The sequence below is a fragment of the Antarcticimicrobium sediminis genome, assembly GCF_004348975.1.
Taxonomy (GTDB): Bacteria; Pseudomonadota; Alphaproteobacteria; order Rhodobacterales; family Rhodobacteraceae; genus Antarcticimicrobium; species Antarcticimicrobium sediminis.
The window spans coordinates 141,964-167,681 of the sequence record NZ_SMFP01000001.1 but is presented as its reverse complement, the minus strand read 5'-3'; the positions used below and the strand labels follow the sequence as shown (position 1 = coordinate 167,681).

Genomic DNA, 25,718 nt, shown 5'->3' with positions numbered 1-25,718 from the left:
GGGAGCGGGGGGCCAGCCCCCCGCGCCCCCCGGGATATTTCAAGTAAGAGGAAAGGGGGGACCCGGACCTCTTGAAGGAGAGACGAGATGTATAATTTCGAGTTTGAGAAGCCTGCCACGGTGGCCGATGCGGTCGCGGCGCTGGGCGCGGAGGAGGCGCAGGCGCTGGGCGGGGGGCAGACCCTGATCCCGACGCTGAAGCAGCGGCTGGCGAGTCCCACCAAGCTGGTGAGCCTGACCGGCATCGCCGAGATGCGGGGCGTCAGCGCCGCGGGCGGTGTCGTGACCATCGGCGGCGGCACCACCCATGCCACGGTGGCGGCGCAGGCCGGGGCCTATCCGGCGCTGGCGGCGCTGGCGGGCAATATCGGCGATCCGGCGGTGCGCAACCGGGGCACCATCGGCGGCAGCCTGGCCAACAACGACCCTTCGGCCTGTTATCCGGCGGCGGCGCTGGCATCGGGTGCGACGATCGTGACCAACACGCGCGAGATCGCGGCTGACGATTATTTCCAGGGCATGTTCACCACGGCGCTGGACGAGGGCGAGATCATCACCGGGGTGCGCTTTCCGGTGCCTGAGGCGGCGAACTATCAAAAGTTCGAGCAACCGGCCTCGCGCTTTGCTTTGGTCGGGGTTTTCGTGGCGAAATACGGCGCTGGCGTGCGTGTGGCGGTGACCGGCGCGTCGGAAGAGGGCGTGTTCCGCTGGAGTGAAGCGGAACAGGCGCTGGACCATGATTTCCGCAGTGACGCGCTGATGGATCTGGACATCAATCCGGACAACATGATCGGCGACATGCATGGCAGCAAGGCGTATCGGGCGCATCTGGTCAAGGTGCTGACCAAGCGCGCGGTTGCCGCGATGTAACAAGCGATTGATCTCGGCCGGGTTGATTTTGCTCAATCCGGCCGGCGCGTTTCGAGTGTAGAATAACCCCGTACATAGCCAAGAAGGATGCGCGTCGATGGGCGAGGACAAGACCACCTTTATCGATATTCCCGAGGCCGTCGGGGTGTTTGACAGTTTCGAGACCCTGCAACAGGCGATCTATGACCTGATGATCGCAGGGTTCAGCCGTTATGACATCAGCCTGTTGGGCGGCAAGGCAGAGATGGAGGAAAAGCTCGGTTCCTCGTTCTGGCAGGCCAAGGATCTGGAGGATAATCCCAAGGCGCCGCGCGCGGCCTTTGTCTCGGAAGAGGCGATGGGCGAGTTGGAAGGCGCCATTGGCGGCGGGTTCTTCTTTCTGGGATCTTACATTGCCATGTTGGCGATGCTGAACCCGCTGAGCACGCTGGCGGCCTCGATTGCGGCGATCACCATCGGGGGTGGACCGGCGGCAGTGCTGGGCACCTTGCTGGCGCGGCGGGTCAAAAAGAACCACCTTGCGTATTATCAGGAGCAGCTTGAAAACGGCGGAATTTTGGTCTGGGTGCGTGTTTCGGACAAGGAAAAAGAGCGGCTGGCGGTGAAAATCATGAAAGAGCATTCCGGCAAGGATGTTCATGTGCATGATTGGAGCGAATAGGTGTTGCGGTGAAACCGGGGCGGTTCAGGCGGCCAGTGCCGCAGGACCGGCCCCCTAGCAGATAGGAGACCAAGGATGGCAACCGGCAAGAAGGACGAGACGGTCAAGGACGCCAGCAAGGCCATGACCGATCTGATGGCGCAGTATCAAAAGATGGGTACGAACGCGATGTCGTTCATGGGCGGCGACTGGATGGAGCGGATGAGCGACATGGGCGCCGAGATGCTGCAGTTCTATACCCAGCGGATGCAGGAGGATGCGGCGCTGTATCAGAAGTTGATGCAATGCCGGGATCTGAAGGAAATGCACGATATTCAGGGTGAATTCCTGCAGCGTGCGATCAACCGCTATACCGAAGAAACCGGCAAGATCTTTGAGATGGGCAGCGGCGCTTGGACCAAGGGAAAGTGACAGGGCTGCGGTGAGGGAGCGGCTGACGCCGGACGCGTTAGCGTGTGTCGGTCAACGCGCCCTGCCGAGCCCTGAGGGGCATAGTGCCCCGTTCTTGAGGGCCCCGTTCTTGAGAGCGCGGTCGTGTCGGACATCAGATGATCATGTCGGAGACCAAAAAGCCCCCGCGTGGGCGGGGGCGATTGGAATTTGCATCAGGCGTCGCAGTTATTTCTGCGGCAGCGGGCCGACCAGCATGATCATCTGACGGCCTTCCATCTTCGGCATGTTCTCGACCTTGCCGAGTTCCTTGACGTCTTCGGCGACGCGTTCGAGCAGTTCACGACCCAAGTTCAGGTGCGCCATTTCACGACCGCGGAACCGCAGAGTCACCTTCACCTTATCGCCATTCTCAAGGAACTTGATGACGTTGCGCATCTTGACTTCATAGTCATGCGTATCGGTGTTGGGACGGAATTTGACTTCCTTGATCTCGATGATCTTCTGCTTCTTGCGGGCTTCGCTTTCGCGCTTTTGCTGTTCGTACTTGAACTTGCCGAAATCCATGATCTTGCAGACCGGCGGATTTGCGTTGGGCGAAATCTCGACCAGATCAAGGCCAGCCTCTTCGGCAAGCTGCATGCCCCGGGCCGGGGTCACGACGCCGACGTTGTCGCCATCGGCGCCAATCAGCCGAATTTCGTTGGAGCGGATCTTTGCGTTGACGCGCGGGCCGGTGTCACGTGTCGGCGGCGCATTGTGTGGTCTGCGAGCTATGGGTTTGTTCCTTCGGTTGTTTTCTAGGAGAATTCGATTTTGCACGATAAACTTGGGGCCCCGGTGTTTCAAGCGACAAATTGGCGTTCGCAGGGTCATAAATGCGATGGAATTCCCCCTTGCTGCGGCACCGAAGAAGGGTCAGGTGACAGGGTGCCAATGGATCGCCCGATCGGGCAGGGATCCGTGAGTGTAAAAGGAATTGATGAATGAACAAACTGCTTTGGGTCGTGATTGCCGCCGGCGCCCTCGGTGCCGGGTATTATGTGTATCAGGAGCAGACCAAGCCCGAGCCGATGACCGCTGCGCCTGAGGCCAAGCCTGAGGCCGCGCCGGAGATCGTGGCAGAGACCCCGGTGGAAGTGACCGTGGAAGAACCCGTGGAAGAGACCGCAGCTGAGTCGGTTGAAGAAGCCGCTGCTGACGTTGTTGAGGACGCGGCAGAGGCAGGCGCAGAGGTCATGGAGAAGGCCGGTGATGCCGCCAGCGCCGCCGGGGATATGGCGGACGCCGTTGCGGACAAGGCCGGTGAGATGGCCGATACCGCCGCTGACAAGGTGAGCGAGACGGTTTCTGAGGCTGTGTCCGGGGCCGTGTCCGGTGTAGTGTCTGGCGCGGATGTGACAGAGGGCGCAGTCGAAGCGGTGAGCGAAGGCGTTGCCGGGGCCGCAGACAAGGTTGTCGATGAGGTTGTTGAAGGCGTGACCGGAACCGTTGCTGATACTGCTACGGAGACAGTCACCGACGCCGTTTCCGGCGCAGCCACCGATGCCGCTACCGACGCCGTTACCGGTACTGCCACCGATGCCGTCACCGACGCTGTCACTGATACAGCTGCCGGGGCTGCCGGGGATGCGGTCAGTTCTGCTGCGGGCGATGTCGACTGGCTGAGTGTCGCCGGGTTCGACATGGACAAGGTGACCGAGGCGATCGACAATTCGGCGCTGGGTACGACGCAGAAGCTGCTGCTCAAGACCGGTGTCGAAAAGGCCAAAGACAATCCCGAGCTGCTGAGTGCTGCTCTGGACAAGGTGCGTGCGGCGCTGGGGCTGTAAACACAGTCCTTGGCGTCCACACGGAAACCGCCCGGTCTCTCACCTCGTGGCCGGGCGGTTTTTCTGTGTTTGGGGGGGGGCGTTTGGCGGGTTAGTCGAGGAAGGCTTTTTCAACCACGTATTGCTGCGGGTTAGAATTGGCGCCCTCAATAAGGCCGTAGCCTTCCATCAGCTCTTTGATCTCGATGTTGAAGGCAAGGTTGCCGCAGACCATGGCGCGGTCGGTTTCCGGCGAGAGCGGTGGCACACCAAGATCCTTGAACACATCGCCCGAGCGCATCAGGTCGGTGATGCGGCCCATCTTGGGGCTCTCCTCGCGGGTGGTGGTGGGATAATAGCGCAGCTTTTCGTGAAAGCCTTCGCCGATCAGTTCCGCCAGCAGTTCGTCGCTGCGGATGCTGTCGATCAGCTCCTTGCCATATTGCAGTTCGCCCACTTCGCGGCAGGTATGGGTGAGGATCACCTCGTCGTAATCCTCATAGGTTTGCGGATCGCGCAGCAGCGAGGCGAAAGGCGCGATGCCGGTGCCGGTCGAGAAGAACCAGATCCGCTTGCCCGGCAGCAGTGCGTCATGCACCAGCGTGCCCACGGGTTTGGGGCGCAGGATGATTTCGTCGCCCGGTTCGATATGTTGCAGCCGCGAGGTCAGCGGGCCGTCCTGCACCTTGATCGAATAGAATTCCAGTTCTTCCCCCCAAGAAGGGGAGGCGATGGAATAGGCGCGCAGCAAGGGTTTCTGCTTGCCGGTCTTGGGGTCGGGATCGCCCATCAAGCCGATCATGACGAATTCGCCCGAGCGGAAGCGCAGCGAGGCCGGTCGCGACACCCGGAAGGAGAACAGCCGGTCGGTCCAGTGTTTGACGAAGGTCACGGTCTGGGCGTCGGGCAGGGTGAGTTTCTTCGCGGGGGCGGGATCTGTGGCGGAATCTGTCACGGGGCGCATCTCGGTCATTGTTTCCTTGCCGGTTTGTATAACCGGCACCTCTGAGTAATCTTTGATTCAGGTCAGGTGAAGGGGGAATCTGCGGGATCGACCCGCCCGGCAAAGACCTTCAGGGCCTGGGCGCTGTACGCGAGCCGCGCAAACGGGCCTGATAATCATGCGCCTGCCAGTCGGCGCGGGCGCGCCATTGTTCCTGTGGCTGGCGCGCGGCGAGGGCGGCGTCGATTTCGACCTCGTCGAAACCGGCGCGCCGCGCCATGGCGTATTGATCGGCCAGAACATGACCCACGGCGCGCAACCGGCCGCGATAGCCCATGCGGCGCAAGGCGCGCGCGAGGGTGAAGCCGCGCCCGTCGGCAAAGCTGGCAAAGGGCACGCGGATCAGGTCGAGATCAGGCAGGCGGGGGGCCAGATTCTGGACCAGATCCGGGGTCAGATCCTCGGGGGCGAGGGTGGCGCTGCGGTGCTCGGGGCCGGTCCAGTCGTCGAGCGAAAAGCCGCTGTCGGTGACGAGTACGGTTTCGGGGGCCGGTTCGAGGCGTGTTTTCAGGGCGGTGTCGGTCATGCGTTGGCTCCTGTGCGGACGGGTTTGCCGTTGACGAAATGTATCCCGCATTCGTCCTTTTGCCGACCACGCCAGCGCCCGGCGCGGGGGTCTTCGCCGGGGGCGACGGGCGAGGTGCAGGGCGCGCAGCCGATCGAGGGATAGCCCTGCGCCACCAGCGGGTGACGCGGTAGGCGGTTTTCCTCGATATAGGTTTTCACGTCCTCCGGGGCCCAATGCGCCAGCGGGTTGATCTTGATCCGCCCGCTGTCCTTTTCGATCTCGAAGAAATCGAGCGCGGCGCGGCGGCCCGACTGGAACCGTTTGCGCCCGGTGATCCAGCCATCGAACCCCGTGAGTGCGACTTGAAGCGGCCGGGTCTTGCGCAGGGCGCAGCAGGCGTCGGGGTCGCGCCGGTGCAGGGTCGCGTCGGGGTCCTGATCCGGGATGTCGGCAGCGCGGATGATCTGCAGGTTGCGCAGGCCGAGCCGTTCGCTGAGTTCGCCCTGATAGACCAGCGTTTCGGTGAACAGCATTTCGGTGTCGATGAAGAGCACCGGCACGGCGCGATCAAGGACGGCGGCCATGTGCAGCAGCACCACCGATTCCGCGCCAAAGCTGGAGACCAGCGCGATGCGCCCGGCCTCGCTCAGGGCAGCGCGCATCACATCGGTCGCGCCGTGGTGGCGATAGCGGGCGTTGAGGCGGGCGACCTGTTCGGTGCGGGCTTCGACGGTTTCGATCGCCTCGACGGTCTTGATCGCGGCGGTGTCGGAGCCTCCGGCGGGAGTATTTTTGCCAAGAAGAAGCATGGGGTTATGCGGCCTTGGTACGGGCGCTGTCGTAAAGCGCGGATTTGAACGGGTCGGCGCCAAGGCGGCGGTAGGTTTCGAGGAAGGTTTCTTCCCGCCCGTCGCGCAGGGCGAGATAGGCGCGCATCAGCCGTTCGATCGCGGGCACGATTTCGTCTGCCGGGAACCCCGGGCCGGTGCGGCTGCCCAGCGTGGCGTCGGGGCCGCCGTCGCCGCCCAGCGTGATCTGGTAGTTTTCCACCCCGGCGCGGTCGAGGCCGAGAATGCCGATATGGCCGACGTGGTGGTGGCCGCAGGCATTGATGCAGCCGGAGATCTTGATCTTCATCTCGCCGATGTCGTGTTCCAGCTTGAGGTCCTCGAACCGGGTGGCGATTTCCTGTGCGATGGGGATCGAGCGGGCGGTGGCCAGCGCGCAGTAATCCATGCCAGGGCAGGCGATGATGTCGGAGATCAGCCCGATATTGGCGGTGGCGAGCCCCTGTGCCTTGAGCGCGGCATGGACTGCCGGCAGGTCGGCGCGGTGCACATGCGGCAGGATCACGTTCTGTTCGTGGCTGATGCGCAGTTCATCGTAGCCGTAGCGCGCGGCCAGATCGGCCATGGTGCGCATCTGTGCGGCGCTGGCGTCGCCGGGGGTTTCGCCGTGCGCCTTGAGGCTGATCGAGACGATGGCATGATCGGCGCGCCGGTGTCGGGCAAGGTTGGTATCGGCCCAAGAGCGAAACACCGGGTCGTTATCATAGGCGGTGTCATAGGGGGCGGTATCGCCGCTTTGAAAGGTGGGCGCGGCGAATTGGGCCTCGATGTCGGCCAGCAGCGCCTGGTCCGCGCCGGTGAAGTCCGGGCGGATCTCGGCAAAGCGGGCCTCGACCAATTGGCGGATCTGCTCGATGCCGTGGTCGTGCACCGTGATCTTGATCCGTGCCTTGTACTTGTTGTCGCGCCGGCCCAGCAGGTTGTAGGTGGCGAGCACCGCTTCGAGATAGGGCAGCAGGTCGGCGCGTGGCAGGAAGTCGCGCAGCACCTGACCGATCATCGGGGTGCGGCCCAGACCGCCGCCGATCAGCACCTGCAGCCCCGGTTCGCCGTCTTTCTCGACGAGGCGCAGGCCGATGTCATGGGCCTTGGTCACGGCGCGGTCCTTGGGGCTGCCGGTGATGGCGATCTTGAATTTGCGTCCGAGAAACTGGAACTCCGGATGATCGGTGGACCATTGGCGGATCAGCTCGGCCAGCGGGCGGGGATCGGCGATTTCATCGGCGGCGGCCCCGGCGAAGGGATCGGCGGTGGTGTTGCGGATGGTATTGCCCGAGGTCTGGATCGCATGCAGCCCGACCGCCCCCAGCGCATCGAGCATATCGGGGATGTCGCGCAGTTTCGGCCAGTTGTACTGGATGTTCTGGCGGGTGGTGAAATGGCCATAGCCCTTGTCCCAACGCTCGGCCAGGTAGGCGAGTTGGCGCATCTGGGCCGAATTCAGCGTGCCATAGGGGATCGCGACGCGCAGCATATAGGCGTGCAGTTGCAGATAGACGCCGTTCATCAGGCGCAGCGGTTTGAATTCGTCCTCGGTCAGGCTGCCGTCGATGCGGCGTTCGACCTGGGCGCGGAACTGGGCGTTGCGGCGGGCCAGAAAGGCAGTGTCGAAATCGGTATAGCGGTACATCGCGGGGTGCTCCTTGGGGCGGACCTAAAGGTCGGTCTGTTTGCCGTGGGCATAGTTCGAGGGGCCGGTGGCGCGGAACGCCTCGCGGAAATGGGCGGGTTCGGGGCCGCGCGGGCCGGGGCGGACCTCGGCCAGGTAGGGGCCGACAATGTGATCCTGTTGCCGCTCGGCAAGCAGCAGGCGCAGTTGGGCGTGGGCCTCGTCGGTGATCAGCTCGGCCTCGTCCAACTGGCGCGACCAGCGGTCATCGGCGGTCAGGTAGATGACGTCGCCCTTTAGCAGGTCAGAGGCGGTGACGATCTTGTGGCCAAAGGGGCGGGACATCAGGCGAATTCCTTTTGCGTGGCGGTCAAGTTGGTCAAGTCTGGCAGGGCCTGCGCGGCGGCGCGGGGGGCGAGCCCGTAGAGCGTGAGCACGGGACCGCTGAGGGCGGCAGCGGCAAGGTCGGTGGGCAGCCGGTCGAGTGTGGTGGCAAGGATGCGCTGATCGGGGCGCGAGGCGTTTTCGACCAGCGTGACCGGCGTGGTGCGCGCGGCCCCGTGCATGAGCAGGCGACCTTGGACAAAGCGGGCGGAGGACTTGCCCATATAGATCGCCGCCACCTCGCCCGGGCGGGACAGCGCGGCCCAGTCGTGATCGGCAAATCCCGCCATGTCGTGCCCGGTGAGCAGCCGCACAGAGGTATTGCGGCCACGGCGCGTCAGGCTTTGACCGATGGCGGCGACGGCGGCAGAGGCGGCGGTGAGGCCGGGCGCGATCTGCCACGGGATGCGGGCGGCGTCGCAGGCCTCGATCTCTTCATCGAGGCGACCAAACAGGGTGGGATCACCGGATTTCAACCGCACCACCCGGGCGCCGCTGCGGGCATGGGAGGTGATCAGCGCGTTGATCTCGGGTTGCGGCATGGAGGGGGCAAAGCCGCGTTTGCCGGTTTCGATCAGGCGGGCATGGGGGCCGGCCTCGGCAAGGATATCAGTGGCGATCAGGCTGTCGTGCAGGATGACATCGGCCTGTGCCAATGCACGCAGCGCCTGACGGGTCAGCAGATCGGGATCGCCCGGGCCTGCACCGACAAAGGCGACCGTGCCCGGCGCGAAAGCGGTGCGGGGGGCGGGATGGGATATCGGCTGCATGTCTGGCCCTTCCGGTGTGATTGACTTGAGGTCTAATATAGGAAAATATCCCGTTTGATTGCCATATGGGTGGGTCAATAAGGACATACGTTTCCCTACGCCAGGAACGGGGAGGGAATGTCCTGCATGTGAGAGAGGTGTGGAATGTCTGTGCGGATTGATGCGCTGGACCGGAAAATATTGGTCGAGCTGCAACGCGACGCGAGCCAGTCACTGGATGTGATCGCGGGCAATGTGGGCAGTTCGAAGACGCCGGTGTGGAACCGGATTCGCAAGCTGCGCGAGGCCGGGGTGATCGGCAAGCAGACGGTGATTCTGGATGCCGAGTCGCTGGGGTTCGAGGCCTGTTTCTTTGTGCTGATCCGCACTTCGGAGCATGAGGCGGACTGGCAGGGTGCGTTTCTCAAGGCGCTGCAGGACCGGCCCGAGGTGCAGGAGGCGCACCGGCTGGCGGGGGATATTGACTATATTCTCAAGGTGCGGGTGAAGAATGCGCGGGCCTATGATGCGTTCTATCAGGCGCTGATCTCGGAGGTGCGGGTGCATAATGTCACCGCGCTGTTGTCGATGGAGGAGATCAAATCGACCACGGATCTGCCGTTGGAGGGGTGAGGCCGTGGGCGAGGGGGATTTCAGTGCATGCCGTCTGGTCAATGCAAGCGCGGCTTTGCTAGTCTGGCCGCGATGAGCATGCCACCTGTCCCCTCCCGCCGGATCGCGCTGAGCTTTGCTCTGGTCTTCGTGCTGGGCGTGGTGGCGGTGGCGGCGGGGATCTGGCGCTATGGCTATCAGCAGGCGTTGGGGCAGTTGGCGCAGCGGGCCGAGGCAGATCTGGCGCTGGCCAGTGACCGGCTGACGACGCGCTTGCAGGTCTATCGCGAGTTGGCGGTGCTGACGGCGGATCATCCGGTCTTGCGCGGGCTGGAGGCGCCGGGGCGGCGTCGGGCTGCGCAGGCAATGTTGCTGGAGGTGGCCGACAAGACCGGGGCGTTGGATATCGTCTATGCCGATGCCAGTGGTCGGGTCCTGGCCGCCGCGCAGGGGGTGATCGGGCCCGATCTGGCCGACACCGGGTATTTCCGCCGCGCGCTGCATGGGGCGCTGGGGGCGGAGCACGGGTTGGCTGGGCCAGCGAGGGGTGGGCCAGCGAGGGTCGGACCAGAGCAGGCTGGGCCAGAACAGGCCGCGCCAGATCGGCGGCGGGCCTATTACTTTGCCGCGCCGGCTTTTGGCCCCGACGGGGCGGTGATCGGCGCGCTGGTGGTGGTGGCCGATGTCGAGGACGTGGAGCGCAGTTGGCGCGGTAGCCTGCCGGCGGTGTTCTTTGTTGATGAGCGCCACGAGGTGTTCATCGCCAACCGCTCGGACCTATTGTTCTGGCACCGGGAGCCGGGGCAGCTGGGGCTGACTCCGCCGGGGGGCAGGGCCTTGCCGTTTTCGACGACACGCAGCGGCGGGCATGAGATCTGGCGGCTGGACTGGGGCCAGTACCTGCCGCGTCAGGCGCTGCATCTGACGCGGGATTTGCCGCTGGTCGGGCTGACCGGCGAGATCCTTGTCGATGTGGCCCCGGCGCGGCGGCTGGCGGGATTGCAGGCGGCGACGGTGGCGGCGATCTGTCTGGCCTTTGGTGCGGTGCTGTTTCTGGTGACCGAGCGGCGCCGCGCGCTGGCGCAGGCCAACGCCCGGCTAGAGGTGCGGGTGGCAGACCGAACGCGGGCGCTGTCGCAGACCAATGCGATGTTGCGCCGCGAGGTGGCCGAGCGGCAAGAGGCCGAGGCGGCGCTGCAACAGGCGCAGGCCGATCTGGTGCAGGCGGGCAAGTTGAGCGCGCTGGGCCAGATGAGCGCGGGCATCAGCCATGAGTTGAACCAGCCGTTGATGGCGATCCGGCAATTCGCCGACAATGGGGCCGCCTTTCTGGACCGGGGACAGGGGGAAAAGGTGGCCGAGAACCTGAGCCGCATCGCCGATATGGCGGCGCGTATGGCGCGGATCATCAAGAACCTGCGGGCCTTTGCCCGCAACGAAAGCGAACCGATGGGCAAGGTGGATCTGGTGCAGGTGATCGACAGCGCGGTGGAGCTGACGGCGGCGCGGCTGCGCGCGGATGCGGTGCAGCTTGACTGGGCGGCACCTGCGGCTGCGCTATATGTCTGGGGCGGCGAGGTGCGTCTGGCGCAGGTGTTCGTCAATCTGATCAACAATGCCGCCGACGCGATGGCGGGCGGCGTGGTGCGGCGTATCGCGATCACCATCGCGGACGAGGAGGCGCAGCTGGCCGTGCATGTGGCCGACAGCGGGCCGGGGATCGCCGACCCGGACCGGATCTTTGAGCCGTTTTACACCACCAAGGAAGTCAGCGGCGAGGAGGGGATGGGGCTGGGGCTGTCGATCTCTTACGGGCTGGTGCAAAGCTTTGGCGGCAATATCCGCGGCACCAATGCCAGCACAGGTGGCGCCGTCTTTACCGTAGAGCTGGAGCGGTGCCGGCAGGAGCGTGCGGCATGACCAGGACCGTGCTGTTGGTCGATGATGATGCGGCGGTGCGCGATGCGCTGGGCCAGACGTTGGAACTGGCCGATCTGGAGGCGATCACGGCGGCCTCTTTCGTGGTGGCAAAGGACCATATCACGCCAGAATTCCCCGGCGTGATCCTGTCCGATATTCGCATGCCCGGGCGCGACGGGTTTCACCTGCTCGACTATGCGCAAAAGATCGACCGGGAATTGCCGGTGATCCTGTTGACCGGCGAGGGTGATATCCCGATGGCGGTGCGCGCCATGGGGCAGGGGGCGTTCGGGCTTCTGGAAAAACCCTGTGCCGCCGCTGATCTGTTGGCGGAACTGGAGCGGGCGCTGAAAACGCGGGCGCTGGTGCTGGAGAACCGGCAGTTGAAACAGCAGTTGGAGCGTGGCGATCCGGCGGCGCGTCTGATCTTTGGCGTCTCGCCGCAGGTCATGGAGATGCGCGCGCGGGTGCGCAGCGTGGCCCCCACCGGCGCCGAGGTGCTGGTGGTGGGGCCTCCGGGCAGCGGCATTCCGAAGGTGGCCGAGGTGGTGCATCTGATGTCGGGGGGCGCGCATGGACCCTTCGTCAAACGCCCGGCGGCGGGGCTGGCCCCTGGCGATTTTGCCGACCTGTGCGAGCAGGCGGCGGGCGGCTCGATCTTTCTGGACGAGGTCTCGGCGATGACCGAGGCGACCCAATACGCGGCGCTGGAACTGTTGGAGCAGGGCGCGCCGGCGCGGGTGATCGCGGGGTCCTCCGCCGATCTGGCACGCCGGGTCGAAGAGGGCCTGTTCAGCGCCGATCTGTTCTATCGGCTGGACGTGATGCGGGTGCGTATCCCGGCGTTGAGCGAGCGGCGCGAGGATATTCCGGTGCTGTTTCGCCATTATGTCGCCCAGGCGGCGGAACAGGCGGGCATCCCCGCGCCCGAGATTGACCCGGATCATCTGGCGGGGCTGTTGGCGCAGGACTGGCCCGGCAACACGCGTTCGCTGATGTCGGCAGCGATGCGCTTTGTGCTGGGGATGCCGGAGGAGGCGTCGCCGGGCGGAGGGCTGGGGCTTGCCGAGCAGATGGCGCAGGTGGAACGGTCGCTGTTGATCGCGGCATTGGGGCGACAGAACGGGCGCGCGAGCGCTGCCGCAACCGCGTTGAAACTGCCGCGCAAGACGTTTTACGACAAGCTGGCCCGCTATGGCATTCGACCGGAGGATTACCGGCGCTGACCGTGTCCTTTTTGGGGGCCGCAAAGCTGTGCGGAATTTCGCACAGGGTGGCGAATCCCTGTGCGGAAATCCGCACGTCGGTATCGAAGCTGGGCCGGAGACCCCGATTCGATTCGTGTAAGGGCTTGCTGTAAATGAAGTTTTTAAAACGCTTAAACACTGGGCTGCCGATGCTTGAGTGCGGTGGCGCAAACCGGTTCACTGTCGTGGACGCATCGATTCTCGGTGCGGCGGGGCGATGGAGCCCCGAATCAGGATCACAATATCGGGAGGAGAAACCGATGAAACTGTTTGGTGTGGCAAGCCTTGCCCTGGCGATGGGCATTGGGGCCCCGGCGGCCTTTGCGGCCTGCGACGATGGCGAGATCGTCATCAAGTTCAGCCATGTGACCAATGCTGACAAGCACCCCAAGGGGATTGCGGCGACACTGCTGCAACAGCGCGTCAATGACGAGATGAACGGCAAGGCCTGTATGGAGGTTTTCCCGAACTCGACACTTTATAACGACGATCAGGTGCTCGAGGCGATGCTGCAGGGCGATGTGCAGATGGCGGCGCCGAGCCTGTCGAAGTTCGAGCAGTTCACCAAGAAGTATCGCATATTCGACCTGCCGTTCATGTTTACGAACGTCGAGGCGGTGGATGAATTCCAGACTTCTGAAGCCGGTGAGGCGATGAAGGAAACCATGGTGCGTCGTGGGCTTCTTGGGCTGGCCTTCTGGCACAACGGCATGAAACAGATGTCGGCCAACAAGCCGCTGATCATGCCGGAAGACGCCAAGGGGCTGAAATTCCGGGTGCAGAATTCCGACGTGCTGAAGGCCCAGATGAAGGCGATGGGCGCCTCGCCGCAGCCGATGGCGTTTTCCGAGGTCTATGGCGCGCTGCAAACCGGTGTCGTCGACGGGCAGGAAAACACCTGGTCGAACATCTACGGCAAGAAGTTCTTTGAGGTTCAGGACGGCGTAACCGAAACCAATCACGGCATCATCGACTATATGTTGGTGACTTCGGTCGATTGGTGGGAGAGCCTGCCGGACGACGTGCGCGATCAATTGGCCACCATCATTCAGGAAGTGACCGATACCCGCAACGCGCAGTCGTTTCAGGTCAACCAAGACGCCAAGCAGGCCGTCATCAAGGCCGGTGGTGTGGTGCGTCAGTTGACGCCTGAACAGCGTCAGGCCTGGGTTGATTTGATGAAGCCGGTTTGGGCCGAATTCACCGATGACGTCGGTCAGGAAAACATCGACGCTGCACAGGCGATCAACGCCAAGCACTAAACCTAGCGCGAGCTGGCAGGCCCGGCCCCGTTGACCGGGGCCGGGCCTGCCATATCCGCCGTCGGAGGGGGGGAGCCATGTCGGATCACTCACAATCGAATAGCGTCTTTGGTCGCATCGTCAACGAGATCGAGGAAACCGCCATTGCGGTCATTCTCGGGCTCATGCTGCTGATCACCTTTATCAATGTCCTGCTGCGCTATGGATTCAATACCGGGTTGATCTGGGGCCTCGAGATTACCTCGTTCCTGTTCGCCTGGCTTGTGCTTTTTGGTGTCAGCTATGCGGTCAAGGTGACCGCCAACCTGGGGGTCGACGCGGTGACAAACATGCTCCCGCCGGGCGCGCGCCGGGTGCTGGCGCTGATCGCGGCGGCTGTGTTCATCGCCTATAGCGCTCTGGTGCTGAAAGGGGCCTGGGATTACTGGGCCAATTTCGCCAACCTGCCACAGACCACCGGACGCTGGTTCCCGACCGGGTTCGAAGAGATGAAGCGCACCAGCTATCGCGGCTGGTACGAGGTGGTGGACATCCCGATGCCCGATTGGCTGCGTTGGCTTGAGCCGCTGATGAACGAGGGCGAGGAATACGAGAAGATCCCGCGCTTTATCCCCTATTTCATCCTGCCCTTCGGCATGGCGCTGTTGCTGTTCCGGGTGCTGCAGGCGAGCTGGCGTATCCTCACCGGTCGCGCCAAGAGCCTGATTGTCAGCCACGAGGCCGAAGACGCGGTCGAGGGTGTTGCCCATATGAATCGGGAGAGCTGATCCATGGACGTTGTTCTTCTTTTCTGCACGATCGTGGGTCTGATGCTGATCGGCGTGCCGATCGCGGTCTCGCTTGGGTTTTCGTCGATCCTGTTCCTGCTGGTGCTGAGCGAGACCTCGCTGTCGGCCATCGCGCAGAGCCTGTTTCAGGCGATGGCGGGGCATTACACGCTGTTGGCGATCCCATTCTTTGTTCTGGCGTCCAGCTTCATGTCGACCGGCGGGGTGGCGCGACGGATCATCCGGTTCTCGATTGCGCTGGTGGGTCATTTCCCTGGCGGTCTGGCGATTGCCGGGGTGTTTGCCTGTATGCTGTTCGCCGCCCTGTCCGGGTCGAGCCCGGCGACGGTGGTGGCGATCGGCTCTATCGTGATCGCGGGGATGCGTCAGGTCGGCTATACCAAGGATTTTGCCGCCGGTGTCATTGCCAACGCGGGCACGCTGGGAATCCTGATCCCGCCCTCCATCGTGATGGTGGTCTATGCCAGCGCCACGGATGTGTCGGTGGGCCGGATGTTTCTGGCCGGTGTCATTCCGGGCCTGATGGCAGGCGGCATGCTGATGACGACGATCTACCTGATCGCGCGGTTTCGCAATCTGCCGCGCGGGGAATGGAAGGGCTGGGGCGAGGTTCTTGAATCCGGCACCGAGGCTGGCTGGGGGCTGTTCCTGATCGTGATCATTCTGGGCGGCATCTATGGCGGCATCTTCACCCCGACCGAGGCGGCGGCGGTGGCGGCGGTCTATGCGTTCTTGATCGCCAGTTTCGTTTATCGCGACATGGGGCCGTTGGCGCGCCCGGAGGGCGAGCGCAATCTAACTCTGCTGCAGAAGCCGGTGGCGTTGATCACCGTGTTCTTCCACCGCGATACCCGTGACACGCTGTTCGAGGCGGGCAAACTGACGGTGACGTTGATGTTCATCATCGCCAATGCGCTGATCCTGAAACACGTGCTGACCGATGAGCAGATCCCGCAGCAGATCGCGGCGATGATGCTGAACGCGGGCTTTGGTGCGGTGATGTTTCTGGTGATCGTCAACGTCATCCTGCTGATCGGCGGTCAGTTCATGGAGCCCTCGGGGCTGATCGTGATCGTGGCGCCGCTGGTGTTTCCGATTGCAATCGAATTGGGCATTGATCCGATTCACCTTGGCATCATCATGGTGGTGAACATGGAAATCGGCATGATCACACCACCGGTCGGGCTGAACCTTTTCGTCACCTCCGGGGTGGCCGGGATGCCGATGATGCGGGTGGTGCGTGCCTCGCTGCCGTTCCTTGCCGTGCTTTTCGTGTTCCTGATCATGGTGACCTATATCCCGGTGCTGTCCACCTGGCTGCCGACCACGTTCATGGGGCCAGAGATCATCACCAAGTAAAGGGATGACCACCAAGTGAGGGAGCTACCTTGTCGGTTGTGAACGAGTGATTTGGAAACGAGTGGGCCGCGCGGACAGAGATGTCCGCGCGGTTTTCGTTTTGAGAGCCTTGAACGCGCCGGTTTGAGCGCGCCACAGCTTGACCTTTTGGGGTAATCTTGACCGCGCCGGGCGGTTCAGCTTTGGGGCATTTTCAGGGTGTGGTTGCGACCGCCCTTTTGATACTGGAGCTGGCTTTCGCCAATCGCCAGCACCCGGCCGCCGTCGATGCTGTCGCCGACCTTGACCTTTTTGTAGCGGCCGCTGGCCAGACGGACCAGCGCGCGGCGGTTTGCAGCGGTGCCATAGACGCCGATCAGATTCACCCGGCGCAGATTGATCGCGTTGTCGAGCGTGGCCTGTCGCGCCACCGAGGCCGAACTCGGGATGCTGGGCGTCACGGTGGCCGGGGCGGCAGCGGCGGCGGTCTGGGTGTTGGGGATGCCGATCGAGGCGCGTTCGGAATTGCGCACGGTCTGTTGGAATTCGCGCGGGCGCGCCTTTGGGGTCAAGGCGGTGGCCACGGCTTGCGCGGTGGCTGACGACAGGTTTGAGAGGGCGGAAGGGGCGTCACCATCGGTCGCGGCAGTGGCAGAAGCGACGGCCGCAGCGATGGCGGCGGTCTGCTGCGCGCTGGCGGGCCGGGTGCGGGGGCGCAACCCGCCCAGTTCGGCGCGGCTGCGCCCGCCAAGCTGGGTGCGCTCGCTTTGTTCTACCAGATCGCCCGGGCGCGGGCGGGGCCGGAACCCGGCTAGCCGCAGGCGCAGCACGTCGGCCTCTTCCGCGGCGTCGTCGGCGGGGCTGACCCGTGGCGGGGTGGCGGGCGGCACCACCGGGGGGCGGCCCTGATAGACGGTGATCCCGTCGGGGGTGACTGTGCCCTCGGGTGTTGCCGCCACCAAGCCCTGAGCGTCGAGCGCGAAGGCGGTGCCAGCGGCGGCGGGCGAGGTCACGCCATTGAGCGCGGCGTCGGTGGCAAGATCGCGCGGGGCGGGTAGGGCGACGGCATCCTGCGACAGGTCGGTGCGGTCGATCGAGGCGACATAGATGTCGTCCATCCCGATGATCGAGGGGGTTTCCGGGGTGTCCGGGGCGGTGGTCCAGATGCCGGTTGCCGCATAGAGCGTATCACTGTCGGCCAGATTGCCCGCCAGATCGTTGGCTGCTTCGGGTTCGGGCTCCAGATCGGTTTCCAGATCGGGGCCGGTTTCCGGCATCTGCTGGACATCGAGCGCGGTGGTGTCGAGGGCGGCGGGCTGGCTGATCCCGGAGTCTTCGCGCAGGGCGTCAAGCACGGCGCTGTCGGTCGCGCTGAGCGCGGGCGGCGCGGGTGTGGCCAGATCGCCGGTCGGGGTTTGCGGCGGTACTGCGCTGATCAGCGGCGGCTGCGTCGGCGCGGGGCCGGTGTCGATTACAGGGTCGCTGTCGATCTCGGAGCCAGTGTCGACGGGGCCGGTCTCTTGGCCAGCATCTTTGGGCGAGGTCGGGGCGGGATCTGTGGCGGTCTCTTGCCGATCGGTGGAGGGGGAGAACAACCGGGCAAACCCGCCTTCGGGACCGAGCGTGGCCCAAGCTGCCATGGCCGCAAGGAAGAGCAGGAGCACGACCGTGAGGATCAGGCCGAGATGGCGTGGCTTGCCGCCGGTCCGCTGCGTCGGGCGGGCACCGAATACGGTCATGCGCTCGGACTCGTCGCGCGGCGGTTCGCTTATCGGGACGGCGGCGGTGAAGCCCTGATCGGCAGGGGGCTGCGCAATCGGCCGGGGCGTGGGGTTTGCGGGGGCCGGTTTGGCAGGGGGCGGTTTGGAGGACGCAGGTTTGGCAGGCGCGGGCGTTGCTGGCTTGGGCCCGGGCTTGGTCGGTTTACTGCGGATCAGGCGGGACTTGGCACGGTTCAGGATCGCGGCGCCGCGCGCGGGTTTTCCGGCGTCGGCTTTTGCGTCGCTCGGCTGCGTATCGGCGGTGGCGGTGGCGGCAGTCGCGGTGGGGCCGGGCACGGGTTTCGGCACGGCTTTGGAGGCTGGTTTGGGTGCGGCGGGTGTGGATATGGGGGCTGCGCCGCCGGTTTTGTCGGGGACGCTCCCGGCGATGGCGGGGGCGGGGTGCGCCGCGTCGGGCTGGGCGCCGCGACTGGCCCCGGCAAGGGCCGGAGCCGCGCCGTTCGTGTCGTCCTTGCCGCGGCGACTGGAAAACCCGATGGCGGGCGGGGCCGGTTCGGGCGGGGCCGGTTCGAGGTTGGCCTTTTGCGTCTGAGCCGGGGCCTGCACCTGAGCCGAGGGGCCCTTGGGGTGTGTATCAGGTTGTGTCGCGCTCGCGGGTTTTGCCGCACCCTTGGACTGTGCCGTGCCCTTCGCCGCTTTTTCGGGGTCGGGGAACACGGCGGGGCCGGTGACCACCACGGCGACGCCGTCGGGCTCTATCTGGGTGCTGCCGGCGTTTTTCGTCGCGCCAAAGAACGGCTCGCCCAGAAACGACTGATCGCCGGGGATAGCGACGAAGCTGACCGGGTTGAAGTGATTTTCGATCGCAAAGGCTTCCGCCTCGTCCAGGGTTTCGCGGGCCACCGCCGCGACATGGGTCAGGTGCCCCTCGACCGAGATGTCGAAGACCAGATCCTCCACCGCATAGGGCGTCGCACCATCCAGCGCCGCACGCACCTTGGCCCGGCGCGCTTCGCCTTCGTCGCGGCCGGTCTCCAGCGTCAGATAGCGAATCTGGTCGTTGGGAATGATCAGTTTGCAACTCAGCCCCTCGGGCTGGAGACGCAGCGCCGTGTCGCGCAGATCGTTGAGGGCGACCGAAAGATCGGGCACGTCGAGGGTCACGTCGCCGACACGACGCCAGCCACCGGCGGCGCGGTGCAACAGGGAAATACCCTCGAACGAAAGAGAGAGCGCGAAACCTGGTTTCATACTGTCGAAATACTACCCAACCCGTTTCTGGGGGCACAGATTGCGCCCATGCCGGAGCATAAAGCAGGAGTTTGCCGAGGAAAAGAAAAACACACGGCGGTATCTTGCCGATGGGCGCGGCGGTGGCGCAGTCTGGGACAAAGACCACAAAGGAGAGATGTCGTGACAAGACGGATTTCAGCCACAGCGCCCTTGGTTTGTGCCCTGTTGGCCCCGTTGTTTTTTGCCCTGTCGGCAACGGATGTGCGGGCCGAGGAGGCCGCCCGCCACATCACCGTGACCGGAGAGGGAAGGGTAGAGGCCGCGCCGGATATGGCGACGATCACGCTGGGGGTGACCCATGAGGCCAAGGAGGCGCGTGCGGCGATGCAGGCGACGTCAGAGGCCGTGGCCAAGGTGCTGGACCGGCTGACCGGGATGGGCATCGCGTCGCGTGATCTGCAAACGCGCGATCTGTCGTTGAGCCCGCTTTGGTCTGATCCGGACCCGACGGGGGAGAAACGCCGCCAGATCACCGGTTTTGTTGCCTCGAACACGGTGTCGGTGCGGGTGCGCGACCTTGCCGATCTGGGGGGCGTTCTGGATGCGGTGATCGAAGATGGCGTAAATGATTTCAATGGCTTGCGCTTTGGGGTTCAAGAGTCTGATCCGCTGATGGACGAGGCGCGAAAGCGGGCGGTGGCCGATGCGATGGCGCGGGCGGCGTTGCTGGCCGGGGCGGCGGGCGTGACGTTGGGCCCGATTCAGTCGATCGAGGCGCAGGGCGTCGGGCGGCCGATGCAGATGGCCGAGATGGCCATGCGCGCCAGTCCGGGCGGCGCACCGATCGCCGCCGGAGAGATCACGGTCGAGGCGCAGGTGTCGATGGTGTTTGCCATCGCGGAGTGAGCGGACCCGCCCGGCGCTGCGTCGCACCCTTGTGCCTTTGGCCGCGGGGTGTCACGGGCGGACATGAAAAAGCCCCGACCACTGGCCGGGGCTTTTCTAAATCTCTTGTCGAAAGGCGCGCTCGACAGGAACGGTCAGGCGCGCTCAGGCGGTGGCCTTGGCGAGGGCCTGATCCAGATCGCCGATCAGATCGTTGATATCCTCGATCCCGATCGAGATGCGTACCACGTTGGGGCCCGCCCCGGCCGCGATCTGTTGTTCTTCGGTCAGCTGGCGGTGGGTGGTGCTGGCCGGGTGGATGACCAGCGAGCGGGTGTCGCCCAAGTTGGCCACATGGCTGAACAGGTCCAGATTTTCGACGAATTTTACGCAGGCTTCATAGCCGCCCTTCAGCGCGATGGTGAACAACCCGCCGGTGCCTTTGGGAAACAGCGCCTTGGCGCGGGCATGATAGGGAGAGCTTTGCAGCCCGGCATAGGTCACCGTTTCCACATGCGGGTTGGTTTCAAGCCATTCGGCGGCTTTCTGCGCGTTCAGGCAGTGCCGTTCCATCCGCAGCGACAGGGTTTCGATCCCCATCAAGGTGTAATGCGCCGCCTGCGGGTTCAGGGTCATGCCCAGATCGCGCAGCCCGATGGCGATGCCGTGGAAGGTAAAGGCGAGCGGCCCGAAGGTTTCGTGGAATTTCAGGCCGTGATAGGCGGGCTCGGGTTGGCTGAGCGAGGGAAACTTGTCGCTGGCCGACCAGTCGAATTTGCCCGAATCAACTACCGCGCCGCCCATGACGGTGCCGTTGCCGGTCAGATATTTGGTCATCGAATGCACCACCAGCGTGGCGCCCAGTTCGATCGGCCGACACAGGTATGGCGTGGCCGAGGTGTTGTCGATGATCAGCGGAATACCGGCGGCCTCGGTTACTTTGGCCAGCGCCGGGATGTCGGTGACATAGCCGCCCGGGTTGGCGATGGTTTCGCCAAACACCGCGCGGGTGTCATCGTCGATGGCCGCTTTCACCGCCTCGATATCGTCGAAATCGACGAATTTGGCGGACCAGCCGAACCGCGTGATGGTCTGGCTGAACTGGGTCATTGTTCCGCCATACAGCCGGGTCGAGGCAACGATATTCTTGCCGGGGCTCATCAGCGGGAACAAAGCCATCAGTTGCGCCGCATGACCAGAGGAGCAACAGACCGCGCCGACGCCACCTTCAAGCGTCGCCATGCGTTCTTGCAGCACGGCGATGGTCGGGTTGGTCAGGCGCGAATAGATATAGCCCACCTCTTGCAGGTTGAAGAGGGCGGCGGCGTGTTCGGCATCGCGAAAGACATAGGCGGTGGTCTGATAAATCGGCGTCTGTCGCGCGCCGGTGGCCGGGTCTGGCCGGGCTCCGGCGTGGATTTGCAGGGTGTCGAAACCGTATTGCGGCGCGTCGGTCATTGGGGTGTCCCTCCTCGGATGGATCGAATGTCGCGCAAAGGGTTAGGCCATTGCCGCTGGCATGGCAACCACGGCGAAAGGTGGCGGAACCCCAATTAAACATATCAAAAAGGGGATGTGAGACACCGTCTGGATGCGGTCTGGATGTGGGCGATCCGGGTGTGATTGGTGCAGCGCCAGCTGCAGGCCGAGGCAGGAGGATATGCGTAGAATACGCCTAAAACATACTGCAAATGTATGTTGACAGGTCGTGCGTATCACCATATTGCTGCGGTATGTTATTCATTGAGGTGCAACATGGCAATCAAACTCAAAGCTGTCACGGATACCGCGAAACCGGGCAAGAAGTTCGGCGGCAAAGGTGCCGGGAAATCCGCCTCTTCCTCGGCTGAGGCCCAGCCCGAAGATCAAGCAGCCCGCCGCAAGGTGCGGATGGATCGTATGGCCGCCGCCAACAAGGTCACGGTGACCTTTCAAACCGAAGTGCGCAAATCCCTTGCGGCCCAAGCCAAGGCCGAAGGCATGGATATGGGGCATTTCCTGCAGAAGCTGGCCGAAAGCCATATTCTGGAAACTGCGCCGGCTGGCGATCCGCTGGCGGCGCAAATCAGCGCGCGCCGGGGGGTGATCGACCATGTCATCAAGCTGGCGCAGACGATGGACCAAGAGGGGGCGTTTGACGCCGATTTCATCCTCAAAGTGATCAAGCGCGCCCATGCGGATCCGAAATTTGCTGGCATGTATACGGCAGCTGTGACCGAGGCGGGCAAACCAAAGCTGACCAATCGCGCTGGCGTGGCGCTGAACCAGCAGTTCGGCCGGTTGATCAAGCGCGCCGTGGGTGCCCGCAGCAAGCGCGACGCCGATGGCAAGATCATGCGGGCGCAGGTGAAGGACGAGGTTATCACCTCCTACACCCTGCTGGAGAAGCCTGCCGCCTGACCCGGCTGTCTTGCGCAAGTTAAAAGGGGCCGTCCCGGTGGGGCGGCCTTTTTCATGGGGCGCGTCCCCCGTTATCGCATCCAGAACCCGTTGGATTTGATCCGATTGCGGATCGCCTGTTCCTTGCGGGGCAGGTTGTCTTGATCGAACAGCGCTCGCACCTTTTCGCCGCGCCCCTGATAGACCAGCCGCTTGATCGGCTCATAGCCTTTCAGCACTTTCTTGATCTTGTTGGGGGCGGCGACCTGTTCCAGCACTTCGACCACCCGGTCGCTTTCGCGGGCATAGAGCAGCGGAAACAGCCGGTAGTGGCAGGTCACATCGCCGTCCAGCAGGCCAGGGGGCAGCGCGTCGCGCCCGCCACCAAAGGAATGCACCACCAGCGGCAGCGCGATCTGATCGAGCCAGGGATCGAGGCTTTGCCCGACCAGTTCGACCGGCGGGTCGTCGCGGATGCTGCGGGCATAGTCGAGAAAGCGCGCGCCAAACAACCGCGGGCAGCGATGGAAGAAATAACCGGCGTTGAAATAAAGGTACTTCTGCCAGTATTCGTCCGGCTGGGTCGGATCCAGACTGCTCTCGAACTCCAGCCCGAAGCGATCATACAGCGATTTCCACATCGCCCCGTAGCCCGGCCCATAGAGGGTGGGTTCGGGCCATGTCCCCTCGCGCCGGAGCGAGGCGCCGGGGCGGTCGAAATCGAACGGCACATGGGCGAGATCACCGGTCACCAGCGTGTCGGTGTCAAAGAACACAAAGGGCTCGCCCGCGGGCAGGGACGAGAGGCATTCGATCTTGTTGCCCTGCGGGTAGGCGGCACCGAAGACCTGTGATTGAAACGGCACGATTTCGGCTCCGAGCCGCCCAAGCGCGTCAAGCACTTCGCTGTTGTGGATCGCGGGGTCGCTTGCCCAAAGCGGCCCGGCCTGCGGCACCGCGACGAACAGACGCCCGGTGAAGTCGGGCGACATCGCGCGCAGCGAGGCGGCAAACAACAGCGCCTCGTATTGCAGCCGACCGGTTTGGCCGACGACAACGATATTGAACGCTTGGCTAGGGGTCGGATTATTTGCCATAGTTTCCTTGCCGCGGGATGAATTGCGCGGCGACTGCTTGATGTGGGCAGTATAGGGCGCGTACGGCGTCCCCAAAAGCCCGCAATTTGATTTTGGATCAGGGAATTTCGGAGGGATACGATGCTAGAGCTTTTTCTGGTGATGTTCGCGGTGACGGTGCAATCCGCCGGGCAAGAGGTGGCGCGGACCACGGCAGCACTGCCGCCAGCCCCGGCGGCCACCGTGACCGCCCCGGCTACTGAGCCGGCAGCAGCTCCGGGGCAGGAGACAGCCAGCGCGCCGCCAACCTTTCTTGCGCCGGCGGGCAAGGCAGAACAGGCCTCCGAGGCGCCGCCGGTGTTCTTGGCACCAGGGACCGGGGTGGCAGGGGGTGATGCGCCGCCAGCCTTCCTTGCCCCGAAGGTGACCGCGCAGGCGGAGGCGGCTCCGGTCTTTCTGGCGCCTTCCGGGCCCCAGTTGATGGCCGAGCCGCAGATTCCCAGTGGCCGGTATACCACCGCGATCGAGATCAAGCCGATCCTGTCGGCCACCAAGGCGAACTGGATCGCCGTGCGCCAATACGAGGGCTTGGATTACCTCTATGTGACGCAGATCTGGTCGTGGCGCTGTGGGCTGGTTCAGATGCGCTTTGGCGTCAATGGTGGCCCGCTGCAGGTTTGGCCGCTGCCCGCCTGTCACGAGGAATTTTCGACCCCGAACGCGATTCTTGAGAGCGACGGTAACCCGATGCTGATCTATCCGCCGGGATCGATTGGCACCGTTGATATCGAGCTGACCTATGACGATCTGAGCACCGAGCGGGCGCAGTTTTCCCGTGCCAGCGTACTGATGCCCTGACCCGGCCTGTCCTGTTTGCGGCGCATTTGCGGCGTGGCGGCGCGCAGACAGGATAAAACCGCCCGCCCTCAACTGCTTGATTTTTAAGCATGAGGGGCGGGTGATGGATTTTTTGTGCCGAATTGCAAATTTTACCAATTGATAAAAAATTCGTTTGTGGCAGTCTGGGTGAAAGAAAAGAAACAGGGAGACACCCAATGGCACAAGGCCATCAGGCATCCGGGATCGTGGCAGGTCGTCTGTCCGAAGATGAAATTGCCTCAAATTTCAGTGACTTGCATTCCGCCTATGCCCCGCATGAGGCAGCCGTGGCGGCGGATCGCTGCTATTTCTGCTATGACGCGCCCTGCGTCACCGCATGTCCCACCGATATTGATATCCCACTGTTCATCCGCCAGATTCAGGTGGGCCAGCCCGAAGGGGCGGCGCAGACCATTCTGAGCCAGAACATTCTGGGCGGCATGTGCGCGCGGGTCTGTCCGACCGAAACGCTGTGCGAAGAGGCCTGTGTCCGTGAGGCGGCCGAGGGCAAGCCGGTCGAGATCGGGCGGCTGCAACGCTATGCTACCGACACCTTGATGGCGCGCGGCACGCATCCTTTTACCCGCGCAGACGCCACGGGCAAGCGCGTGGCGGTTGTCGGGGCGGGGCCGGCGGGGCTGTCCTGTGCGCATCGTCTGGCCATGCTGGGCCATGACGTGAGCCTGTTTGAGACCAAGGGCAAGCCCGGCGGGCTGAACGAGTTTGGCATCGCCGCCTACAAGAGCACCGATGATTTCGCCGCGCGCGAGGTCGACTGGCTGCTCAAGATCGGCGGCATCACCGTTGAGACCGGCAAGGCGCTGGGCTCTGGTCTGTCGCTGGATGCGCTGAAGGCAGACTATGACGCGGTGTTCCTGTCCATCGGTCTGGCGGGCGTCAATGCCCTGCGCGCCGCGGGCGAGGATCTGTCCGGCGTGCGCGACGCGGTCGATTTCATCGAGGATTTGCGCCAGTCCGATGATCTGGGCAGTCTGCCGGTGGGCCGCAACGTGGTGGTGATCGGCGGCGGCATGACGGCGGTGGACGCCGCGGTGCAGGCCTCGCTGTTGGGCGCGCAGAACGTGACCATCGCCTATCGTCGGGGTCGGGACGCGATGCCGGCTAGCCCGTTTGAACAGGATCTGGCCGCGGCAAAGGGCGTCAAGCTGATGTTCAACGTGATGCCGGTGGCCATTCTAGGCGATGGCGCTGTGACCGGGATCGAGCTGGAATACACCAATGTCGAGGATGGCCGGGTCAAGGGCACGGGCGAGACGGTGACCTTGGTCGCCGATCAGGTGTTCAAGGCGATCGGCCAGACGCTGGACGGCGCGCCGGATGGCGTGGCGCTGGAGGGCGGCAAGATCGCGGTCAGCGGGCCGGGCCGGACCAGTGTCGCGGACGTCTGGGCTGGCGGCGACTGCGCTAGCGGCGGCGAGGATCTGACCGTGACCGCCGTGGCCGAGGGCCGCGACGCGGCGATGGACATCCACGCAAAGCTGACATCGTGCTAGGATCGCTCGGGGGATCGTGATCCCCCGACCC

General features: G+C 64.1%; 24 protein-coding genes. 14 read left to right on the top strand and 10 right to left on the bottom strand.

What is annotated here, in order from left to right; translation table 11 throughout:
• Nucleotides 1-87 precede the first annotated feature (87 nt).
• From E1B25_RS00755 to E1B25_RS00745, 3 genes are all read left to right on the top strand, one after another.
• Nucleotides 88-870, top strand: coding sequence for an FAD binding domain-containing protein (locus E1B25_RS00755; RefSeq protein ID WP_132826772.1), 783 nt, complete (start codon nucleotides 88-90; stop codon nucleotides 868-870).
• A 97-nt stretch (nucleotides 871-967) separates the two neighbouring features.
• Nucleotides 968-1,531, top strand: a complete 564-nt coding sequence (locus E1B25_RS00750; RefSeq protein WP_132826771.1) for a hypothetical protein — start codon at nucleotides 968-970, stop codon at nucleotides 1,529-1,531.
• A gap of 75 nt (nucleotides 1,532-1,606) precedes the next feature.
• Nucleotides 1,607-1,942, top strand: coding sequence for a phasin family protein (locus tag E1B25_RS00745; protein ID WP_132826770.1), 336 nt, complete (start codon nucleotides 1,607-1,609; stop codon nucleotides 1,940-1,942).
• Between the two features lie 207 nt (nucleotides 1,943-2,149).
• Here E1B25_RS00745 and infC read toward each other — a convergent pair whose 3' ends face one another.
• Nucleotides 2,150-2,797 (bottom strand): translation initiation factor IF-3, encoded by a 648-nt coding sequence (infC, locus tag E1B25_RS00740; protein WP_132826769.1) that lies wholly within the window; start codon nucleotides 2,795-2,797, stop codon nucleotides 2,150-2,152.
• 110 nt (nucleotides 2,798-2,907) lie between these two features.
• Between infC and E1B25_RS00735 the strand changes: the two genes are divergently transcribed.
• Nucleotides 2,908-3,753: a translation initiation factor 3 gene (locus E1B25_RS00735; protein WP_132826768.1), complete on the top strand. Its 846-nt coding sequence runs from the start codon at nucleotides 2,908-2,910 to the stop codon at nucleotides 3,751-3,753.
• A gap of 91 nt (nucleotides 3,754-3,844) precedes the next feature.
• Here the strand turns inward: E1B25_RS00735 and E1B25_RS00730 are convergent, their stop codons facing one another.
• The 6 genes from E1B25_RS00730 to cobA all read right to left on the bottom strand — a co-directional run bounded on the left by E1B25_RS00730 (nucleotide 3,845) and on the right by cobA (nucleotide 8,854).
• Nucleotides 3,845-4,705 (bottom strand): ferredoxin--NADP reductase, encoded by an 861-nt coding sequence (locus E1B25_RS00730; RefSeq protein ID WP_132826767.1) that lies wholly within the window; start codon nucleotides 4,703-4,705, stop codon nucleotides 3,845-3,847.
• Nucleotides 4,706-4,805: 100 nt separating this feature from the next.
• The gene (locus E1B25_RS00725; protein WP_132826766.1) at nucleotides 4,806-5,261 is read right to left on the bottom strand and encodes a DUF934 domain-containing protein; all 456 of its coding nucleotides are present in this window, start codon (nucleotides 5,259-5,261) and stop codon (nucleotides 4,806-4,808) included.
• Nucleotides 5,258-6,052: a phosphoadenylyl-sulfate reductase gene (locus tag E1B25_RS00720; RefSeq protein WP_132826765.1), complete on the bottom strand. Its 795-nt coding sequence runs from the start codon at nucleotides 6,050-6,052 to the stop codon at nucleotides 5,258-5,260. The genes E1B25_RS00725 and E1B25_RS00720 overlap by 4 nt, the downstream gene beginning before the upstream one ends.
• A gap of 4 nt (nucleotides 6,053-6,056) precedes the next feature.
• Complete coding sequence (locus E1B25_RS00715; protein WP_132826764.1) at nucleotides 6,057-7,721, bottom strand: nitrite/sulfite reductase; 1,665 nt, start codon at nucleotides 7,719-7,721, stop codon at nucleotides 6,057-6,059.
• A 24-nt stretch (nucleotides 7,722-7,745) separates the two neighbouring features.
• Nucleotides 7,746-8,045 (bottom strand): DUF2849 domain-containing protein, encoded by a 300-nt coding sequence (locus tag E1B25_RS00710; protein WP_132826763.1) that lies wholly within the window; start codon nucleotides 8,043-8,045, stop codon nucleotides 7,746-7,748.
• Complete coding sequence (cobA, locus tag E1B25_RS00705) at nucleotides 8,045-8,854, bottom strand: uroporphyrinogen-III C-methyltransferase (RefSeq protein ID WP_245510574.1); 810 nt, start codon at nucleotides 8,852-8,854, stop codon at nucleotides 8,045-8,047. The genes E1B25_RS00710 and cobA overlap by 1 nt, the downstream gene beginning before the upstream one ends.
• Before the next feature lie 144 nt (nucleotides 8,855-8,998).
• Between cobA and E1B25_RS00700 the strand changes: the two genes are divergently transcribed.
• The 6 genes from E1B25_RS00700 (at nucleotide 8,999) to E1B25_RS00675 (ending at nucleotide 16,021) form a co-directional block, all read left to right on the top strand.
• Nucleotides 8,999-9,466, top strand: coding sequence for an Lrp/AsnC family transcriptional regulator (locus E1B25_RS00700; RefSeq protein ID WP_132826761.1), 468 nt, complete (start codon nucleotides 8,999-9,001; stop codon nucleotides 9,464-9,466).
• Nucleotides 9,467-9,544: 78 nt separating this feature from the next.
• Nucleotides 9,545-11,365, top strand: a complete 1,821-nt coding sequence (locus E1B25_RS00695; RefSeq protein ID WP_132826760.1) for a sensor histidine kinase — start codon at nucleotides 9,545-9,547, stop codon at nucleotides 11,363-11,365.
• Nucleotides 11,362-12,591 carry a sigma-54-dependent transcriptional regulator gene (locus tag E1B25_RS00690; RefSeq protein ID WP_132826759.1) on the top strand — a complete coding sequence of 410 codons (1,230 nt, stop codon included), beginning with the start codon at nucleotides 11,362-11,364 and terminating at the stop codon, nucleotides 12,589-12,591. Before E1B25_RS00695 ends, E1B25_RS00690 begins: the two co-directional genes overlap by 4 nt.
• Before the next feature lie 281 nt (nucleotides 12,592-12,872).
• The gene (locus E1B25_RS00685) at nucleotides 12,873-13,874 is read left to right on the top strand and encodes a DctP family TRAP transporter solute-binding subunit (protein WP_132826758.1); all 1,002 of its coding nucleotides are present in this window, start codon (nucleotides 12,873-12,875) and stop codon (nucleotides 13,872-13,874) included.
• A gap of 77 nt (nucleotides 13,875-13,951) precedes the next feature.
• Nucleotides 13,952-14,641, top strand: a complete 690-nt coding sequence (locus E1B25_RS00680) for a TRAP transporter small permease (RefSeq protein WP_132826757.1) — start codon at nucleotides 13,952-13,954, stop codon at nucleotides 14,639-14,641.
• Between the two features lie 3 nt (nucleotides 14,642-14,644).
• The gene (locus tag E1B25_RS00675) at nucleotides 14,645-16,021 is read left to right on the top strand and encodes a TRAP transporter large permease (RefSeq protein WP_132826756.1); all 1,377 of its coding nucleotides are present in this window, start codon (nucleotides 14,645-14,647) and stop codon (nucleotides 16,019-16,021) included.
• A gap of 176 nt (nucleotides 16,022-16,197) precedes the next feature.
• Here E1B25_RS00675 and E1B25_RS22715 read toward each other — a convergent pair whose 3' ends face one another.
• Nucleotides 16,198-18,972 carry a hypothetical protein gene (locus tag E1B25_RS22715; protein ID WP_132826755.1) on the bottom strand — a complete coding sequence of 925 codons (2,775 nt, stop codon included), beginning with the start codon at nucleotides 18,970-18,972 and terminating at the stop codon, nucleotides 16,198-16,200.
• A gap of 162 nt (nucleotides 18,973-19,134) precedes the next feature.
• Between E1B25_RS22715 and E1B25_RS00665 the strand changes: the two genes are divergently transcribed.
• Entirely contained in the window at nucleotides 19,135-19,860 is a 726-nt protein-coding gene (locus E1B25_RS00665) for an SIMPL domain-containing protein (protein ID WP_245510593.1), read from the top strand.
• A 144-nt stretch (nucleotides 19,861-20,004) separates the two neighbouring features.
• Here E1B25_RS00665 and E1B25_RS00660 read toward each other — a convergent pair whose 3' ends face one another.
• A complete protein-coding gene (locus E1B25_RS00660; protein WP_132826753.1) occupies nucleotides 20,005-21,297 on the bottom strand; it encodes an O-acetylhomoserine aminocarboxypropyltransferase/cysteine synthase family protein in 1,293 nt (430 codons plus the stop codon).
• Nucleotides 21,298-21,594: 297 nt separating this feature from the next.
• Here E1B25_RS00660 and E1B25_RS00655 point away from each other — a divergent pair, with 297 nt between their 5' ends.
• Entirely contained in the window at nucleotides 21,595-22,239 is a 645-nt protein-coding gene (locus E1B25_RS00655; RefSeq protein ID WP_132826752.1) for a hypothetical protein, read from the top strand.
• Nucleotides 22,240-22,310: 71 nt separating this feature from the next.
• Here the strand turns inward: E1B25_RS00655 and E1B25_RS00650 are convergent, their stop codons facing one another.
• Nucleotides 22,311-23,315 carry a hypothetical protein gene (locus tag E1B25_RS00650; protein WP_132826751.1) on the bottom strand — a complete coding sequence of 335 codons (1,005 nt, stop codon included), beginning with the start codon at nucleotides 23,313-23,315 and terminating at the stop codon, nucleotides 22,311-22,313.
• Between the two features lie 120 nt (nucleotides 23,316-23,435).
• Between E1B25_RS00650 and E1B25_RS22450 the strand changes: the two genes are divergently transcribed.
• Nucleotides 23,436-24,152 (top strand): hypothetical protein, encoded by a 717-nt coding sequence (locus E1B25_RS22450; protein ID WP_245510572.1) that lies wholly within the window; start codon nucleotides 23,436-23,438, stop codon nucleotides 24,150-24,152.
• A 197-nt stretch (nucleotides 24,153-24,349) separates the two neighbouring features.
• Nucleotides 24,350-25,687, top strand: coding sequence for an NAD(P)-dependent oxidoreductase (locus E1B25_RS00640; protein ID WP_132826750.1), 1,338 nt, complete (start codon nucleotides 24,350-24,352; stop codon nucleotides 25,685-25,687).
• Nucleotides 25,688-25,718 lie beyond the last annotated feature (31 nt).

What these genes read in the sequence shown, in the direction of transcription:
- E1B25_RS00710 (WP_132826763.1), bottom strand. Translation starts at nt 8,045, where the DNA reads ATGTCCCGCCCCTTTGGCCACAAGATCGTCACCGCCTCTGACCTGCTA.
- E1B25_RS00660 (WP_132826753.1), bottom strand. Translation starts at nt 21,297, where the DNA reads ATGACCGACGCGCCGCAATACGGTTTCGACACCCTGCAAATCCACGCC.
- E1B25_RS00655 (WP_132826752.1), top strand. Translation starts at nt 21,595, where the DNA reads ATGGCAATCAAACTCAAAGCTGTCACGGATACCGCGAAACCGGGCAAG.
- E1B25_RS00715 (WP_132826764.1), bottom strand. Translation starts at nt 7,721, where the DNA reads ATGTACCGCTATACCGATTTCGACACTGCCTTTCTGGCCCGCCGCAAC.
- E1B25_RS00745 (WP_132826770.1), top strand. Translation starts at nt 1,607, where the DNA reads ATGGCAACCGGCAAGAAGGACGAGACGGTCAAGGACGCCAGCAAGGCC.
- E1B25_RS00685 (WP_132826758.1), top strand. Translation starts at nt 12,873, where the DNA reads ATGAAACTGTTTGGTGTGGCAAGCCTTGCCCTGGCGATGGGCATTGGG.
- E1B25_RS00755 (WP_132826772.1), top strand. Translation starts at nt 88, where the DNA reads ATGTATAATTTCGAGTTTGAGAAGCCTGCCACGGTGGCCGATGCGGTC.
- E1B25_RS00680 (WP_132826757.1), top strand. Translation starts at nt 13,952, where the DNA reads ATGTCGGATCACTCACAATCGAATAGCGTCTTTGGTCGCATCGTCAAC.
- E1B25_RS00690 (WP_132826759.1), top strand. Translation starts at nt 11,362, where the DNA reads ATGACCAGGACCGTGCTGTTGGTCGATGATGATGCGGCGGTGCGCGAT.
- E1B25_RS00675 (WP_132826756.1), top strand. Translation starts at nt 14,645, where the DNA reads ATGGACGTTGTTCTTCTTTTCTGCACGATCGTGGGTCTGATGCTGATC.
- E1B25_RS00730 (WP_132826767.1), bottom strand. Translation starts at nt 4,705, where the DNA reads ATGACCGAGATGCGCCCCGTGACAGATTCCGCCACAGATCCCGCCCCC.
- E1B25_RS00640 (WP_132826750.1), top strand. Translation starts at nt 24,350, where the DNA reads ATGGCACAAGGCCATCAGGCATCCGGGATCGTGGCAGGTCGTCTGTCC.
- infC (WP_132826769.1), bottom strand. Translation starts at nt 2,797, where the DNA reads ATGACCCTGCGAACGCCAATTTGTCGCTTGAAACACCGGGGCCCCAAG.
- cobA (WP_245510574.1), bottom strand. Translation starts at nt 8,854, where the DNA reads ATGCAGCCGATATCCCATCCCGCCCCCCGCACCGCTTTCGCGCCGGGC.
- E1B25_RS00725 (WP_132826766.1), bottom strand. Translation starts at nt 5,261, where the DNA reads ATGACCGACACCGCCCTGAAAACACGCCTCGAACCGGCCCCCGAAACC.
- E1B25_RS22715 (WP_132826755.1), bottom strand. Translation starts at nt 18,972, where the DNA reads ATGAAACCAGGTTTCGCGCTCTCTCTTTCGTTCGAGGGTATTTCCCTG.
- E1B25_RS00650 (WP_132826751.1), bottom strand. Translation starts at nt 23,315, where the DNA reads ATGGCAAATAATCCGACCCCTAGCCAAGCGTTCAATATCGTTGTCGTC.
- E1B25_RS00695 (WP_132826760.1), top strand. Translation starts at nt 9,545, where the DNA reads ATGCCACCTGTCCCCTCCCGCCGGATCGCGCTGAGCTTTGCTCTGGTC.
- E1B25_RS22450 (WP_245510572.1), top strand. Translation starts at nt 23,436, where the DNA reads ATGCTAGAGCTTTTTCTGGTGATGTTCGCGGTGACGGTGCAATCCGCC.
- E1B25_RS00700 (WP_132826761.1), top strand. Translation starts at nt 8,999, where the DNA reads ATGTCTGTGCGGATTGATGCGCTGGACCGGAAAATATTGGTCGAGCTG.
- E1B25_RS00750 (WP_132826771.1), top strand. Translation starts at nt 968, where the DNA reads ATGGGCGAGGACAAGACCACCTTTATCGATATTCCCGAGGCCGTCGGG.
- E1B25_RS00720 (WP_132826765.1), bottom strand. Translation starts at nt 6,052, where the DNA reads ATGCTTCTTCTTGGCAAAAATACTCCCGCCGGAGGCTCCGACACCGCC.
- E1B25_RS00735 (WP_132826768.1), top strand. Translation starts at nt 2,908, where the DNA reads ATGAACAAACTGCTTTGGGTCGTGATTGCCGCCGGCGCCCTCGGTGCC.